This is a genomic window from Nostoc linckia z4, assembly GCF_002608075.1.
In the GTDB taxonomy this organism is placed as follows: domain Bacteria; phylum Cyanobacteriota; class Cyanobacteriia; order Cyanobacteriales; family Nostocaceae; genus Nostoc; species Nostoc linckia.
Genome location: NZ_LAHA01000047.1, coordinates 20,899 through 35,996 on the forward strand (window position 1 = coordinate 20,899; position 15,098 = coordinate 35,996).

General features: G+C 40.9%; 21 protein-coding genes. 9 read left to right on the forward strand and 12 right to left on the reverse strand.

From position 1 onward, the window contains the following. Window positions 1-16: 16 nt before the first annotated feature. The 5 genes from VF06_RS27885 to VF06_RS27900 form a co-directional block, all read right to left on the reverse strand. On the reverse strand, window positions 17-901 hold the full coding sequence (locus tag VF06_RS27885) for a hypothetical protein (protein ID WP_099069262.1): 885 nt from the start codon (window positions 899-901) through the stop codon (window positions 17-19). Between the two features lie 57 nt (window positions 902-958). Next, the gene (locus VF06_RS27890; RefSeq protein WP_099069263.1) at window positions 959-3,073 is read right to left on the reverse strand and encodes an endonuclease; all 2,115 of its coding nucleotides are present in this window, start codon (window positions 3,071-3,073) and stop codon (window positions 959-961) included. 533 nt (window positions 3,074-3,606) lie between these two features. Continuing rightward, window positions 3,607-3,729 (reverse strand): hypothetical protein, encoded by a 123-nt coding sequence (locus VF06_RS42955; protein ID WP_257207575.1) that lies wholly within the window; start codon window positions 3,727-3,729, stop codon window positions 3,607-3,609. 66 nt (window positions 3,730-3,795) lie between these two features. Further along, window positions 3,796-4,341: a hypothetical protein gene (locus VF06_RS27895; RefSeq protein WP_099069264.1), complete on the reverse strand. Its 546-nt coding sequence runs from the start codon at window positions 4,339-4,341 to the stop codon at window positions 3,796-3,798. Window positions 4,342-4,645: 304 nt separating this feature from the next. Continuing rightward, on the reverse strand, window positions 4,646-4,975 hold the full coding sequence (locus tag VF06_RS27900; protein ID WP_099069265.1) for a hypothetical protein: 330 nt from the start codon (window positions 4,973-4,975) through the stop codon (window positions 4,646-4,648). Window positions 4,976-5,159: 184 nt separating this feature from the next. On the opposite strand from VF06_RS27900, the gene VF06_RS27905 reads away from it, so the two are divergent. The 4 genes from VF06_RS27905 (at window position 5,160) to VF06_RS27920 (ending at window position 7,225) form a co-directional block, all read left to right on the forward strand. Continuing rightward, window positions 5,160-5,621 (forward strand): hypothetical protein, encoded by a 462-nt coding sequence (locus tag VF06_RS27905; RefSeq protein ID WP_244918153.1) that lies wholly within the window; start codon window positions 5,160-5,162, stop codon window positions 5,619-5,621. Further along, window positions 5,618-6,013 carry a hypothetical protein gene (locus VF06_RS27910; protein ID WP_099069267.1) on the forward strand — a complete coding sequence of 132 codons (396 nt, stop codon included), beginning with the start codon at window positions 5,618-5,620 and terminating at the stop codon, window positions 6,011-6,013. Before VF06_RS27905 ends, VF06_RS27910 begins: the two co-directional genes overlap by 4 nt. A 310-nt stretch (window positions 6,014-6,323) precedes the next feature. Continuing rightward, window positions 6,324-6,983 (forward strand): hypothetical protein, encoded by a 660-nt coding sequence (locus VF06_RS27915; protein ID WP_099069268.1) that lies wholly within the window; start codon window positions 6,324-6,326, stop codon window positions 6,981-6,983. Window positions 6,984-7,015: 32 nt separating this feature from the next. Next, window positions 7,016-7,225, forward strand: coding sequence for a hypothetical protein (locus tag VF06_RS27920; protein ID WP_099069269.1), 210 nt, complete (start codon window positions 7,016-7,018; stop codon window positions 7,223-7,225). Here the strand turns inward: VF06_RS27920 and VF06_RS39625 are convergent, their stop codons facing one another. Genes VF06_RS39625 through VF06_RS41355 form a run of 4 tightly spaced genes read right to left on the reverse strand, consistent with a single transcriptional unit; the run spans window position 7,226 to window position 9,357 of the window. Next, window positions 7,226-7,486, reverse strand: a complete 261-nt coding sequence (locus VF06_RS39625) for a hypothetical protein (RefSeq protein WP_143861781.1) — start codon at window positions 7,484-7,486, stop codon at window positions 7,226-7,228. 23 nt (window positions 7,487-7,509) lie between these two features. Then, window positions 7,510-7,923, reverse strand: a complete 414-nt coding sequence (gene arfB / locus VF06_RS27925) for an alternative ribosome rescue aminoacyl-tRNA hydrolase ArfB (protein WP_099069270.1) — start codon at window positions 7,921-7,923, stop codon at window positions 7,510-7,512. A gap of 49 nt (window positions 7,924-7,972) precedes the next feature. Further along, a complete protein-coding gene (locus tag VF06_RS39630) occupies window positions 7,973-8,239 on the reverse strand; it encodes a hypothetical protein (RefSeq protein WP_143861782.1) in 267 nt (88 codons plus the stop codon). A gap of 32 nt (window positions 8,240-8,271) precedes the next feature. After that, the gene (locus VF06_RS41355) at window positions 8,272-9,357 is read right to left on the reverse strand and encodes a tyrosine-type recombinase/integrase (protein WP_180267371.1); all 1,086 of its coding nucleotides are present in this window, start codon (window positions 9,355-9,357) and stop codon (window positions 8,272-8,274) included. 310 nt (window positions 9,358-9,667) lie between these two features. Between VF06_RS41355 and VF06_RS27935 the strand changes: the two genes are divergently transcribed. Beyond that, entirely contained in the window at window positions 9,668-10,189 is a 522-nt protein-coding gene (locus tag VF06_RS27935; protein ID WP_180267370.1) for a hypothetical protein, read from the forward strand. Window positions 10,190-10,335: 146 nt separating this feature from the next. Beyond that, window positions 10,336-11,229: a DNA/RNA non-specific endonuclease gene (locus VF06_RS27940; protein WP_244918154.1), complete on the forward strand. Its 894-nt coding sequence runs from the start codon at window positions 10,336-10,338 to the stop codon at window positions 11,227-11,229. A 5-nt stretch (window positions 11,230-11,234) separates the two neighbouring features. On the opposite strand, the gene VF06_RS27945 is transcribed toward VF06_RS27940, so the two are convergent. From VF06_RS27945 to VF06_RS27955, 3 genes are all read right to left on the reverse strand, one after another. Beyond that, a complete protein-coding gene (locus tag VF06_RS27945; RefSeq protein WP_099069273.1) occupies window positions 11,235-11,639 on the reverse strand; it encodes a nuclease A inhibitor family protein in 405 nt (134 codons plus the stop codon). Between the two features lie 108 nt (window positions 11,640-11,747). Beyond that, window positions 11,748-12,095, reverse strand: coding sequence for a hypothetical protein (locus VF06_RS27950; RefSeq protein WP_099069316.1), 348 nt, complete (start codon window positions 12,093-12,095; stop codon window positions 11,748-11,750). 225 nt (window positions 12,096-12,320) lie between these two features. Beyond that, a complete protein-coding gene (locus VF06_RS27955) occupies window positions 12,321-12,785 on the reverse strand; it encodes a hypothetical protein (RefSeq protein ID WP_099069274.1) in 465 nt (154 codons plus the stop codon). A 244-nt stretch (window positions 12,786-13,029) separates the two neighbouring features. Here VF06_RS27955 and VF06_RS27960 point away from each other — a divergent pair, with 244 nt between their 5' ends. The 3 genes from VF06_RS27960 to VF06_RS27970 all read left to right on the forward strand — a co-directional run bounded on the left by VF06_RS27960 (window position 13,030) and on the right by VF06_RS27970 (window position 15,048). Beyond that, the gene (locus VF06_RS27960) at window positions 13,030-13,521 is read left to right on the forward strand and encodes a hypothetical protein (protein ID WP_099069275.1); all 492 of its coding nucleotides are present in this window, start codon (window positions 13,030-13,032) and stop codon (window positions 13,519-13,521) included. Window positions 13,522-13,803: 282 nt separating this feature from the next. Next, window positions 13,804-14,058 (forward strand): helix-turn-helix domain-containing protein, encoded by a 255-nt coding sequence (locus VF06_RS27965; RefSeq protein ID WP_099069276.1) that lies wholly within the window; start codon window positions 13,804-13,806, stop codon window positions 14,056-14,058. A gap of 186 nt (window positions 14,059-14,244) precedes the next feature. Continuing rightward, on the forward strand, window positions 14,245-15,048 hold the full coding sequence (locus tag VF06_RS27970) for a 3'-5' exonuclease (RefSeq protein WP_099069277.1): 804 nt from the start codon (window positions 14,245-14,247) through the stop codon (window positions 15,046-15,048). Window positions 15,049-15,098 lie beyond the last annotated feature (50 nt).

Sequence of the window (15,098 nt, forward strand, 5' to 3'; positions counted from 1 at the left end):
CCAAAGCTTGGTGCTGTTAAAATCCAACGATTCTGCCGTTTATACTTTTCCACATCCTAGCTAGAGCCATAGCAATAGGCTTAGTAACTTCGTCATCAGTCCAATACCCATTGTGTGAGAAAGGTGTCCAGTTCGTAAGGATGTTGCCAGAATTAACTTCTACATCTTCTTTAACAGCTGCTTTGTACTCTTCATTTATTGCCTTGATAGGAAATCCAAGAACATCGTCTCTGTCATAAAAGTTAATCCATTCACCTTCTAAGTTTGGATAATGGTTTGAAAGTTTAGGAGAAGGAATTGTGATTGGTGTACCAAAATCTGTGTAACGTAGTCTCCACAAAGCAATTTGACTACCGAGTGTGTAATACAGTGCTAATGTTTCCCCTTGTTCTAAAGGAGTGTTGCCAACTTGTATCTGCATAATCTCGTTTTGCAGATCCCAAATATAGTTACTTGTTATAACTGAACCAAGACTATGCCCAATAATGCATAGTGGAGCTTTGCTACCAGCTTTTTGGGCTAATTCTTTTAAAGTCTCAGCAATCACTCGATGCACATTGTCGTATATATCTCTATGTTTAGGAGTAATTTGGTAGCCAATGCTGTCTGCGAGAGAATGAATAATAAAATCACGTAGACCCCAAGGATTGCTGAGTTTTTGAAGCTCTAGTCTTCTTGATAGCTCATCCTCAAGATCCTGAAGAATGGGGGCCCAGTATATTGCTTCAATTTCCAACTTTGAATCTATTTGTTGTTCATCTTCTCCTAACAATTTTGAAACCTGAGACTTCAGCTTTCGTGCTATGCCTCCAGCAAACTTCTCAGGATTATCTTTGTTTTTAAATTCAGGACTGGCTTTACCAATGCCATGTATAACAGCTACTGCAATTTTATTTAACACTGTAGTATTCCTTTGAATATTTCATCTTTAACTGTTAGCTACTTGGTAATTTAAGCACTAGCTAAGACCCAATCGCCATTCAATCCTATCTGCCCAATCAGGAAAGTCAATCAGTGGATTACGGTTTCCTTGCTTTTCAAAGATAGCCATATTTCTGTGTTTTTCATACTCATTGGGTGGCTCATTTTCATGCCAGTTCAATAAGGTTATAAGCCGATTCTCTTCCAACTCACTGCGGTTAATTTCTCCTGGATAACGCAGCAAAAAGTACAAGGTTGCACGGGCTACTGCCCCTTTGCCTGCTGAAGGCTCAAACTTCTTTTCTTCGCGCTTACCACATTTATCGCGGATGCGTTCTCCAAAATCTGGAAAGTCAAAAAATGGGACGTTACCACGAAAACTGTTGCAATCTGGTTCGCAAGCAAAGAGATGATGCAAATCACCACGCATAGGTTCGCGCCTGGTAAACCAGGACTGGGGTACTACGTGTTCACAGTTAAAAGGCATACTTGCTTCTAACAAATCAAGTTGAGCTGCTCTGTGTTCCTCGTTTATGGCTGACTCTGTTGTGATGCTCTCTTGAAACCGTCTAATGAGTTCCTCAATTTGAAACGCCTCACGAATGAATTCTTCTGGCTCAAACTCGTTTCCAGAGTAAATACTTTGCAGCTTTAAATTTCCCGGTCGCAAATCAACAAATGGATACAAATGCGTGCTTGGCTTATACTCTAGGCAAGTAGTATGTGTCCTCTGAAGTAAGTTGCTCAAATTGTTGAAAAGCTTAGTCCGATTTAAAGAGTCAGGTAAATTACTGTAATATTCCTCTCGATTTTGTCTGTCTTGGCCTTCGTTGTAGTATTCTCTGCTACGCCCCCGCTCTAATTCTGATAGGGCTGCTTGAAGCTCTGGGTTTTCCTCAAGCGACCTAGTTTGACCATTTACTGACCGATTTCCGTTTACTGTAAAAATTCCATTATCTAATGGTTGTGTTCGATTACTGCTGATCTGCAAATCGTTAATACCATTAGGCAAAGTGAGTTGCCCTAGACGGACACTTACTTGCAAGGGGAGCGTCCAGGCAGCACTACCATCTGGATTTATTGATGGTTGCTGTGTAGCAGTAAACATAGAAGGAGACTGAACAGAATTCCTTTCCAGCCGAGGTGGTGTATTAAATAGCTGCTCCCTCAAATGCTGTTGTGCCGAAGGAAGATTCTGTTGCCGAATATGCCTAACAATTCGGCTAATGCGTACACCTTCATTAGCTATCCAGTCTATCTTGTCTTCTCCTTGTTCAGGTCTCCAGAGAGTCCCATCCTTAGCAAGAATACGTCTTTGCCTATCTCGCCTGGGAACACCTGAATGGTGCAATGCTACTACCTCCCACTGGTCACTAAAGACAGGAGAGCCAGATGAACCTGGTGCTGTGTCCGTTTCATAGTGCAAGAATTTCTCCAACAGATCGACTATTTGGTTCTCCCTTAACGCCAACTGCTTTGGTTCACCGTTGGGATGCTGGATAATGCTGGCATACTCACCCTTGAGAATTTTGCCCTCTTCCTCAATTAATGGGAGCCAACCAAAGGAGCTAAGTGTGTCACCATTAACTGCACGCTCTGCAACCGCTACAAGGCTGTAATCAAGACCCTCATCCGTGAGGAAAAATACATCAGGTTGGAGATCAAAAATTACTGAAGGCAACGACTGATTATCAATACTATTTTGATAGTTAAACTCCACTTGGCATCTAGTAGCTTGACCAACATCTGGTAGAACATGATTGTTGGTCAATAACAGCCTTGGCGACACCATAAACCCAGTTCCAAGGCTCCTGCGACCAGTCATACTGCGGAAACCAATATGACCAACTGAGCGTGCAACCAGCAGACCCTCTTCCAGAAAGCTAATACTCATCAAATCACTCTGGTTGATAATTCTTTCCAAAGTAGAAATGTCGGTTGTCCTGACGACAGTTGTCACACCTTCTGTAGAAGGAACTTCTATGTTTACAACATGACTAGCTAGCCGTCTTAAGCGTTTTTGAACTCGTTGTGGCTCATCTGCCTGTATCGGTGAGCCGGATGCAAGCTTGTGTTTGGTGTCTTCTCTAATCTCTGTACGCTCAGCGTACCTCTGCTCAGTTTCTTCAAGGAGCTTTTTAGGAATGACCATAAATCTAAAAGTAAAGTGCTGAAATTAACCTACTATTCGCAAACTCATACCCAAGTTTCGCAGACATCATAAGAATTCTTCAATTTACACAGTCACTTGAAAATTTGACCTTCCTTAATTAAAAACAATAATATATTCGAGTATCTTCAGTTTTTACAACACAACTGAAACTAGAACCATTAACTTTTTAAAAGTTTATCTAGCTGTTGAAAAAAGTATGAGTATGAAGCAAATTTAAACACCTATGCCATAAATATTTTGAGTTTCGAGGCAGTTAACCATTCAACTCAGGTGTTCCAGTCAGTATGTCCTTTATTTCTATATTTTTCCTCAGAGTAACTATTCTTTCTTGGTATAGATATGACTCTCTATCAATAGGCTGAAAATTTCCTTATGACCCTTATCATTACCAAAGGTTTCCAGAAAGTAAACTTTTCTGGACTCTCTCCAAGTAGGTCATCGCACCCCATCTGATTCTCAGCTTCTTAGAGTCAAAAGCGATCGCACTGGATCGCCTTTGTTCACCTAAACATCTATTTCTTTGGCTGCGGTGGTGGCTGAAGGATATCACCTAACACTGGCAATAAATCCTCACTGATTTTAGGCGGTTCAATTTGCTCAAGCAGATTTTCTGATATTTGGGTTTGTTCCGCCATATTCTTAGAGGAAATTTAATAGGTGCGTGCAATCGCTTACTCCCTGGCTTACATTCTAGGTTTGTCTTACTTAAGTTGTAGTTCTTCTTCAGGCCAAATCACAGTTCGCCTAAGCTCAAGCACAGCACTGCCAAAATCAGTAATTTCTATTTCTTTGCCAGAATTAAATTGGCCTCCTTCTTTCGGTCTAATTAGATGACGTTGGCGCAAGCCTTGGTAAGTCTTATGTAAGTTTGAGCCGCGCTGAAAATCATCACAAAGCTTATGTTTATTATTTTTATTAATATCGTTATTAATTTCCAGTAGAAGATCCTTTTCTTGGTTACTGAGATTGATAATATTTTTATCAAGCTCTTGTATGATAGACTGAATAGCCTTATCGATATCGCGTAAATCACTTGGTTTACCAGTAAGTTTAATCTCTGAACCCGGTATTTTTATTTCGATACTAGCGCTTTTCTCTAAGATACCTGTAAGCTGTTTTTTCAACACAAAAAAAACAAGTAAAAAAATCAATGGCCAGGCTAATGGAGTTAGGACTTGAATTAGCTCTAATGTGTTATTTGAAGTAGAAGGACTAATCGTTGGCGTTTCAGCTATGAATATTAACATAGGAGTTATTTATTAACTTTGTTTTAAAGTTTTTAAAGTGGTAATTATTTTGAATTTAATTAACTTGATGAACTTGACAAGTAAGTAGTTCAGCGAAAAATTTACGGACTGGATTTAACAGCCTTCGGGTCTAAAAATGGAGGCAGATTTACTTGATATCGCTTTTAACAAATTAGTAACAGCGACATTATGATTTATTCTTCCTCCATGAGAGATATTTATTTAGAAATAGATTTTAAATCGTGCTGGTGTATGCAGTTTATGACGACTGTTGGGGATCTGTTGAGTTTTCCCCTTTCATAAACTAGCCCTCATCTCCTGGTTTATACTCTAGTCCTTCACCTTCACCGGGGACTATTTTTTGAGCAGTGCCATTAAGAATTTGCTCCCACATCTCATCAAAGGTGATACCCCGCTTTTTGGCTAAGTACTCAACTCGCTCTTTGATTAACTTATCCCGTTCCTGGAGCTTGGCACATAGCAGGGATTGGCCTTGCACAACCTTAGTACGACCATTTACCCATGCGTCCACATGGAGTAAATCATTGTAGTACTCGCCAAGCGCCGGAATGGCTAACCTTTCATCCTTTTTGGGCATTTCATCCTTTCTGGGGTTTAAACCTACTGCATCCATATTGCTACTTTAAGTGCTTCTATTTTTCCAAATCTGCCCCAGAATTGGCACAAAAAAGGAGTACTCAAATACTTTATCCCAATATTGACCCAAATATGGTACATATACGCCCATTATTGGTAGGATGCAGAAGTACATAAAAAGCTGCCAAAGCCATTAGAATATGCTTAAATTCAAGTCAAAGATGAATTTTCGTCAAGTTATTGCCATAACAACAAGCCTTGTTCTATCGGGGAGTGCTTTATATACGCGCCCAGTTAATGCGAATCCTGCGGTACTTGCACCCGCCGCTTTTTGTGCAGGCACGGCTGGGGTAGGATGTGTGCTTGTTGGAGTTGCTATTATTGGTGGCACTATTTACTATGTGTGGCAGTCCGGGGATGGGAAACATTATGCGGCAGATGCCAATGGACAGATTAACAATTCTGAAATATTGGTTGGTACAGCCAAGCCTTTGCAGAGTAGAGCTATTTCTGGAATAGAGGCAGCAAAACTAGGGGATGCTCACTGGGCTAATAGTGTTGCTGATTGTTACAAGATTGCTAAAAGGATAGGTAAAACACTCAAGAGAAGTCATCTTGCAGTTGGTGGTGGATACTGGTGTATTTTTCCTGGAGAACAAACAAGTTTTGGAGATAACAGATGAACTTGCAAGAATTAGAACAGTTCAATGAGTTAAGAGGCGACACGCTCTTAACATCCATCCTGACTTTTCCTAGCTTCAATGCACCAGGATATGAACTTACGGGTGGAATGGAGGTTTGTTGTGGAGTCAATGATGCAATTGCTGAGATTGAGCCTATAGTCTGGACTGCTGGTTACAAAAACAATCCCGAACATGAATGGAAGCTAGTTAGCTACGAGGTGTTTGTACCTCAAAAGATGGTTTTAGTTGCTCCTGACAATATGCATTCGTGCGAAACTGCAACAATACATAATGCCGTCATATTTTGCTATTACAGTCCGATAAAACCAGAAGTAATTAACCAGTTGATTCAACAAAATCAACCTTGGGTTTTAGATAAGAGTAATAGTTAAAATTAAGATTCTCTTGCTGCGCCCAATAGATATAATTGGCAATTCCTCACTTATCCCTCCGGTGATGTCAGTCTTAGGCTGACAGGCTGGAGGGATATGTTTGTCACTGTGCCGCATTCATCGTTCACTACTATTGGATTTAGAAAGGAGGAATTGAAAATCATCAAGCTACTAGGAAGGCTTGGGAGTTAAGGTTTAAGTTTTGGTTGCTAGTAATTATCCGCTAGTAGTCTGCTGTTGATTTTGGGAATAATTATTTTAGCTGTCTGCTTTATTTTTGATTTCTTCTAAGAAAACTAAAAGGAATATTATGGATACACCAACAGATTTTTTATTATTAAATGAAAATTTTGCTACAAACTTCAATCCTTTTTATGAACGTGAATATTTAATAATTCAAACCTACCCTTGTGAAAAAAGGCTAATAGTAGATAAACGAAGCTTCAACTATAAAGAAGCAAGAGATTATTGTAGTATTCAAAATCTTGGTCATGACTACACATCATATAGTTTAAGAATCTTCCATAATCAAAAACTTTGGGAAGTAGACTTTATGGGTGAGCCTTGGAAAGTTTCTAAAGAACAAGATTGGAAAATTGCTGAGGAATACTTAAAAGCTCACCATGACAAAAATATTGATGGCGAAATAGTTGTATGTCGATGCAGTTATCCTTTCTTCTCCTCATTGACAACTTTCATTAACAGACATGGGGAGGCTGATGAGTACTGGCAGCCTGTTACTTGTCTTACAGAAAGTCAAGGTTTGGAAATAGAAAATTGTCCAAATTGTAACTACACATTAATCGAATTAGATGAAAATGAAGATGATGATGATTATGATGATTTTATTCCTCTGGCTTGCCGAGAGTGTAGTAATTATGATGGCGAATTTTATGGAGATAATCAATTAATTTGTGCAATTCATCCTTATGGATGTGGTTCAGATTTCTGCCCTGATTTTGTACCTTAGTTGAGATTTAATATTAATTTTTAGGAGAAACTATGCTTGAGGGTGAAGATAAGCCATCTAAGATAAGAACTATTACAGCGACATTTAAATACTGTAACTCTGGCACAGAAGAAATCAAAACAGTTACTTGTCTTTTTGATGAAAGAGCAGAAAAATTTGAACTAACAAAAGTTTATGTAGTTGAATTTGGTTGCAAATTAATTTTCTGTAAACCAGATAACCACTTTTTAGTCAACGATTAATTAACTGCGATCGCTCCTTATCCTCGCTTGAATTTTGGTATTAAATGCTCTATTTATAAGCGATCGCACCCTATCCTCTAAGAAAAAATCTGGAATTGGCAATCTCGGCGTTGTAGTACTTATTAGATAAAAACTTTTATAAATAGCCTTTGGGGAATATAACCCCATCAAAAGCCCAGTCACGACGACCGGGTTTTTTGGTAATAGAGCGATGCCTGCGGTGGTCACTGAGCCGGTCGTTGTGCGGTAAACTACGCTCATCGGCCAAGACACGCGATTGCATTTTAATCAATAGCCTGCCTTCTGCTGGACTTAATCTGCCCTCGCTTAGTTTTACTGTCAAGACGTTTTTTTTGAGAGCTGCGAGTTGGTTTAGTGGGTTTACGTTTTCTCTTCAGCACGACTGCGCTTTTAATAAGTTCTTTGAGTCGTTCTAAAGCCTCCTCTCGGTTTTGCTCCTGGCTGCGGTGTTCTTGAGCCTTGATGACAACAACCCCCTCTTGGGTAATGCGTCTGTCGTTGAGCTTCAAAAGCTGTTCTTTATAGAAAGCGGGTAATGATGAAGCCTCAATGTTAAAGCGTAAGTGGATGGCTGTAGCAACTTTGTTGACGTTTTGACCCCCTGCGCCTTGAGAACGAATCGCGCTAATTTCGAGTTCGCTATCGGGGATGATGATAATATTTGAAATTTGCAGCATAACTTAATATATAGCATTATTAGTGCGTTCGCGTAGCACCAACAGATTGTTAGTCCCTTGTGTGTTGAGTTATTACAAAATTGTCCAAATTGGCTAACACAAATTCCAAATCGTTGTTTGTTTCTTGCAACAATTCGGTAAGTGGTTTTTCACCAACTTTTATGTCTTCTAATTGACACATTTGTTGGTTGAGTACATAAAACACAATCTTGACCATTGATGGAAAGCGGGAATTCTGATGACAAGCTGAGATATTCGGGCATTTATAGTCAACACCTGTCATTTGACGACAATCTAAACCCATCGGACAGTACATAAATGCAAATTGTCAAAATAAATATCAACCAATCAAAACCTCGGCAGCACTGTACCCGTCCCCGCATCTTTCTTGACTCTTACATACCCCTTGGTAGTATCGCTCTTATTATGCCCCAACTGGTCTTGCACCTCAAAAAGTGGTTTACTATCCACCGCCCTCGTTGCATGGGAATGGCGCAACCAGTGACAGGAAAACTTCACCTTCGCTACCTCGGAGATATCCTGAATCAACTTTTTAATCGCTCGGTCGCTCAATGGCAACCCCCGTTTTTTCGGGTCAGGTGACACATTCGGGAACACTGGCATCTTGTCACTAGCCATCCCACGATACTTTTTGAGCAACGAAGATGTTTCGTGGTCTAAGCCAATTTCTCGGTACTTCCCACCCTTACCCCGAAACTTAATTGTGTAATACCCCCGGTGTCTATCCTCTGGTGTCGGGTCTGGTTGCCATTTAAAATCGCGCCAATACAATCCCGGATAATCTTCTTTGGGTTGTCCCGGTTCATCACCTGGAACCGTCACGCGACCCACTTCGCCAACCCGCATCCCACTATAAAAAATCAAATTAAAAACCAGCCAATACTGCCCCCCTAACTGCTTGGCAGCCTTACTCAGCTTCGCCATTTCCCAATCTTCTAGATACCGCTCTGCCTTCGGTAAGTCACTGAAATTATCGTAATTTATACTACTTGCAATATTCCGCAAGAAATAGCCAACATTCTCTGCACTTCCATAGCTCCAGAGCGAACGCAATATCAGCACTCGGTTAGATTTAGTATAAGGGGAAACCTCACCCCAAGAAGCTATAAATTCCAGTAACTTTGGCTGCTGGATTAACCTTAAGTCGGGTATACCTTCATTACGTACCCAATTGAGCAATTTTTGACCAAAACGGTAGTATTTTCGCTTGGTTTGTTCGCGGTTTTGCGACCCCGCCCAAGCCAAAATTAATTCCTCATCATTACCCACCGCAGGCGTGCGGTAATAATATTGCCGAATTACCTCCGATACCAATTCTGGAGTTACTTGTCCAGAGGTATTTTGCGCTACAACTTTTGCAGAGTTGGGAGGCAGAATTTCTACAGAGCTAACCTCAATATTAGTAACATCCATCTAGGAAATAAGAGTTACGCGACAATAAACATTTAACTTCCTGGAAGTGCTCTTTCAGGAAGCTTTTATATTTTACGACAGCGCAGTGGATATGCCGGCATTACCAGAACAAGTATTTGCCGCCAAGGAACGAAGAAGGCTGTTGGTTTTTTTGCCATAAATCTGTAGCATTTGGACGGCGAACGCCTACAGCGAAACCTAGCTAATCGCGCTAGTCCGCGCATCATGATAGTGTCAAGGTAGTTATCAAGATAAAGACGCGCTCACCTTTGTCGCGGACAGTTCGGTTTTACCTAGACATTACCTAGATATGAGCAATACAGGGAGAACAAAGAAGCTAGCATCTTTCAACTGCGACCAAAAGATGTGGGAGCAGTTTATCGCTCGTTGCCAGTCCAAAGGCACGACGGCAACAGCCACGCTCACCCAATTTATCGAACTCTACCTAGACGATCTAGATAACCTTGATTCAATTGCTGGTAATGAAAATAAACGCTTGGACTCTTTAGAACAAAAAGTTGAAGAGATAACAGCCCAAATGGCACGGTTAACTGAGGCGATTGTTAAAATTCAAAATCATCTCAATAACCAAACGAAGCGGCACAATAAATCGTACAACAACAATTCCTACTTAAACAGGCAAACTCCCCGTATTCAACCGATAACGGAAGAAAATTTAGCTGCAAGACTTAATGTAAGTGTAGAAACTATACGCGAGCAGCGAGTTAATCTGCCACCACCACTTTTTGTGGCATGGTGCAAGGGCAAGGATAAATCGGGTATTGGCTGGGAATTTAACGAAAGTACGGGGTTATATCATCCGGTGAGTTAGAGCGCTTGGGTGCGATCGCTCTCCTCGCTTGTAAACAATATGCTTTTTTACGATAGTTGTTGAGAACTGTAATATTTACGAATTGTGAGCGTTGCACGGTGATATTTGATATTAGGGAAATGCTTGTAGCTTTTAGGAGATTTTATTTGAAAACTAGTAACTTTACCCCGAACAGAAATCGCCTTCGGATATGGGCTGCTACTGTAGTCATTACTTTACTGGTTGGCTGTTCATCTTCATCAAGTCAAACCTTACCAACTCCAACTCAGTCACCAACACCGACAATAGAAAAACCATTGCAGACGACAATTGCACCTATCAGCCCTCACCTGCTGTTAGGCAATCCCACCAGTGCAACTCCCACAAAGCTTACGCCTGATAATTACCTCATGGTAAAAAACCAGTATGCGCTCTCTTACAACAACAGTAAGGGAACAGCCAACTGGGTAGCTTGGCAGTTAAATAAGTCATGGCTAGGGGACGCAGAGCGCCAAAACAACTTTCGCCCTGATAGCACTTTGCCTGCTGGTTGGTTACGGGTGACTCCTTCTATGTATTCTGGTTCAGGTTACGACCGAGGGCATATTGCACCATCGGGCGATCGCACCCGGACGATAGAAGATAACACCGCCACTTTTTTAATGACAAACATGATGCCCCAGACACCGGACAACAACCGGAACACTTGGGGTAATTTAGAAGATTATTGTCGAGAATTAGTCAGCCAGGGCAAAGAACTTTATATTGTCGCTGGCCCTTTTGGTAGTCAAGGACAGCCCCTTAAGGGTAAGGTGACGATTCCTCAAACTACTTGGAAAATTGTTGTAGTTTTAGATAGCCCCGGCTCTGGGATTAATGGTATTACTGCAAACACTCGTGTCATCGCGGTGAACATACCAAATGAGCAAGAAATCAACAACGATTGGAGAGCTTACAAAGTCAGTGTTGATGAATTAGAAAAACTCACAGGTTATGATTTTATCTCTGACGTTTCTCCAAATATTCAGGATGTTATTGAAAGCAAAGTAGATAGTCCTTAAGCAAGTCAAGTTTCTACAACTTTAGTAGAAATTCCTGCTAAATTTCTTGTCGGGGTTTCACCAACAATATAAGCATCAATCTCTTTGCTGCCGAGGCGATACACCTGCAAATTACTCAGGTTGTCTTTGAGTGTCTGCACAAGAGCTTGAAATTTATTAACAATTTCTTTCTCTTCTTCACCATGCCAATCTTCTTCTGTTGTTGCTACTTGAAAAAAATCGTCAACCCCCACAATTTCAACAGGCGTATCTTGTGGATGATTTATCTGTTGTACAATTTTTTGGGGTGTTACAGGTGCAGCATCTTCCCAAAGAAAAACTTCAAACGGGTACTCAGACTCACTCATAAACAGCAAGCCGTCAGATGCGCGTTTTAGCTGTTCTAAAATTTCTGAATTGGTTTTAGTCATAAGCAATAATAGAGCGTAGTTTACCGCACAACGACCGGCTCAGTGACCGCCGCAGGCATCGCACCATCAAAGTTATCATCCCAAAAGCTGAAGCTGCTGCAACAACCTCTACACGCTATCATCCATCCACCCGCACTCAGGGCAATCCCAATGCACCCTTGAGGTGTAGTCGCGGTCAAACGTAAACCCGCATTGAGGACATTTACCAGTAAACATTGGGTGAGTGTCGATGAGTTCTAGCTGTTCCTCTGGTGTCCATCTCTGGCGGGGCTGCACAATCAACTCGCCATTGTAATAAGTGGCCCCCTCCGGCTCCCACAGTTCTACTGGCTCGGCGTTGGGGTCTTTACGGAAGTCTAAGCAGCTATCACCGTCTGGGCCTGTTGGGTGAACAACACAGACGAGGTGGGGGTCATGGGCGCAAAATAAACAGCGATCGCAGTCTGGAATTTTCATAGTACCAGTGTACTGCGCCCCAAAGAGCGATCGCTCTTTGAGTGCAACTTTTCCTCTAAGAACGGGCGGGAGCAATGCCTCCAACGGACTGCGCCTAAGCCAGAAACTTGTGACACGTAATCTGTTAACAATGACATCAATTTGTTAAATGTGACATCAATCTGTTAACAGTGACAAATAATTAGTTAATTGAAAGAAGTCTGCTAAATTTTGCTGAGTGTAGCACTACAAGCTACAGTACTGTTGCCCCCAGTTCAGTTTTGTATTGTAGTCTTCGTGTTCTATGCAATCAAAAAAATCTATCTTGCCATTTGACATCAAACCAATTGAATAGCTCCAACCACTGTGATTTAAGGCAAAAGTAACTGAACTCACAGAACCACAGTTATTTATTACATTATTGGCAATTGACTTCATAAATTGAGGTGAATTCATGATTGAATCAGTTGCAGCCCCTTCCATCAAAAACAGGTAATTGTAAGGACGACTTTCTGGATGATCTGGGTAACTCTCAGAAATATCTTGACTCCTAATTGATACTTCCACATTTCGACCCTCTGCAATGTGGCTTTGGGCAGCATTAATAGTTGCAGTACAGTCTTCTATTACCACTTTCTGTGCCTTTACTGGTTGAGTTAAAAACAGTAATACATCCAGAGCAATTAATCCAGTTGCAATAACTTTATACATAGTGTTCAGAACTTTTTAATTACCTCTATGATTCCCGTTTGGAGTAACATGGCTAGATTTGTCGAACTAACTTTTACAAAATCTTGATATAGTAACCTTTATATGAAGGCGATCGCATTACCCCATGTAATTATTCAATGGGTCATTAACTTTTGTTCTAAGAATTCCTATAAGTGCTTTATGTAAGAAGTAACAAAAGTGAAATAATAAACTAATATGCCTTGCTCTTCCTGGAGATGCAGCCATGACTTACACCATGCACGACGCTCAAGAAGTAGCAAAGCTGGCTGCTACTGATATTGAAGCTTGGCTGCGCTCCCAACCAGAAACTATTAGCGTTGTTAATGTTGAGGATGACCCAGATTACCAACGCAGAGATATTGACCTCATCTGGACAACGCACAGTGGCGAAATTTTGATTGAGATTAAGGGTGATAGATGGAATAAAACTCGTAACTTGTTCTTCGAGACGCATAGCAACCTGGAGAAAGGAACCCCCGGCTGCTTTATGTACACCGAGGCAAACTGGCTGTTTTATTACTTTGTCAACACTCGGCTTTTGTATCGCTTGCCGATGCCAAAGACGCGAGAGTGGTTTCACATCACCATGCGGCGGTTTCGGGAGCGTTCAACTACAACGCCAGTGGGGAATAGCTATTACACCACTGTGGGGCGATTAGTGCCAATTACTACGGTGATGATGGAAGTGGTAGGGATTAAGATGGAGCAGCTGTAGGGGGCGAGGGGGCGATCGCCTGTCTGCTACATTTCCTCGCTTGAACAAGAGGAGCGATGCCTACGGCGGCAAGCTACGCACTTCCAAACTTTTCCTCTAAGAATTCAAGTTCAACATCACTTAAAAAATCGCCTTTATTAAAGCAAAAAACTTTACTAATAAAAAATAATTTCCAAGTATAGCCGCGTATATACGGATGGATATTCAGCTTTAGCGCGTTTAATATGTAGCAAATAATATAGCATCCGCTACTTAAACTAATGGGTCAAGTTTCAAAGCTAAATGACTATCAAAAAACCCTTGGCTATGAAACAGCCAGAGGTGGGGCAGATCATTCATGATTTGCGGCTTGCCTTCGGGCTTACGCAAGAACAGTTAGCAACCTCTCTAGGCGTTACATATAGCACAATCAACCGTTGGGAAAATGGACGCTCAACGCCGTCGCCAATGGCGATGAAGCTTATTGAGCAGAAGCTTGATGAGATGGGCGTTCAGGGTCAAGATTTGTTAGCTAAGTATTTGCCGAAGTGGAATTAATGATGTCAATTAGTTAATTCCAGAGCAGCATTTACAGCAGATTCGGAGTTTATAAGGTACAGACTATTGTAAGGGCGTAGGCTTTGCCTTCCCGTAGGGTACGGCCGTTCGCCCCTACCCATGTACCTCATTTACCTAAAAAACGCTGTAAGTTGAGAAAAAATTGTATTCCTAAAGGAAAATCACATGAATATAAACCTAAAACGTCCATTAGCATTTATTGATTTAGAAACAACAGGAAAAGATATAGTCAAAGACCGCATTGTTCAAATCGCAATACTAAAGGTTTTCCCTGATGGGAGTGACGATATAAAAGCCTTGACAATTAATCCGACTGTTTCTATTCCTCCTGCTGCATCTAAAGTTCATGGAATTTATGATAATGATGTTATCAACTCACCTACTTTTGATCAAGTAGCTCAGAGCTTGGCAGCTTTTATTGGAAACAGCGATATTGCAGGATATAACTCTAATAAGTTTGACATTCCTCTGCTGTTAGCAGAATTATTCCGTGCTGAAGTAGATTTTAAGCTTGAAGGAAGAAATATCGTTGATGTGCTAACCATATTTCATGAAATGGAACCTCGTAATTTAAAAGCTGCTTACAAGTTCTACTGCGATAAAAATTTAGTTGGCGCTCATGATGCAGCAAATGATGTTCGCGCTACCTATGAAGTTTTAAAAGCACAGCTTCAACATTATGAGAATGTACCGTATGAAAACAAAGAGGGCAACATATCTTATCCAATACAAAATAACTTAGAAATTCTCAGCAGTTTCACACCTATTAACTTACTCGATCCAACTAAAAAAGTAGTCTATGATGATGAACAAAGGGAGATATTTAATTTTGGGAAGCATAAAGGCAAAACATTATTACAAGTTTTTTCAAAAGATGATCCTAGTTATTATGATTGGATGATGAAGGGTGATTTTTCTGTTTTTACTAAGAAAGCAATCAAGAAAGTGTGGGAATCGATTCATCAATAAAGGCAATGTGCAGTGTGTAATTGCTTGCACCTCAGCCCTTCGTCCAAGCC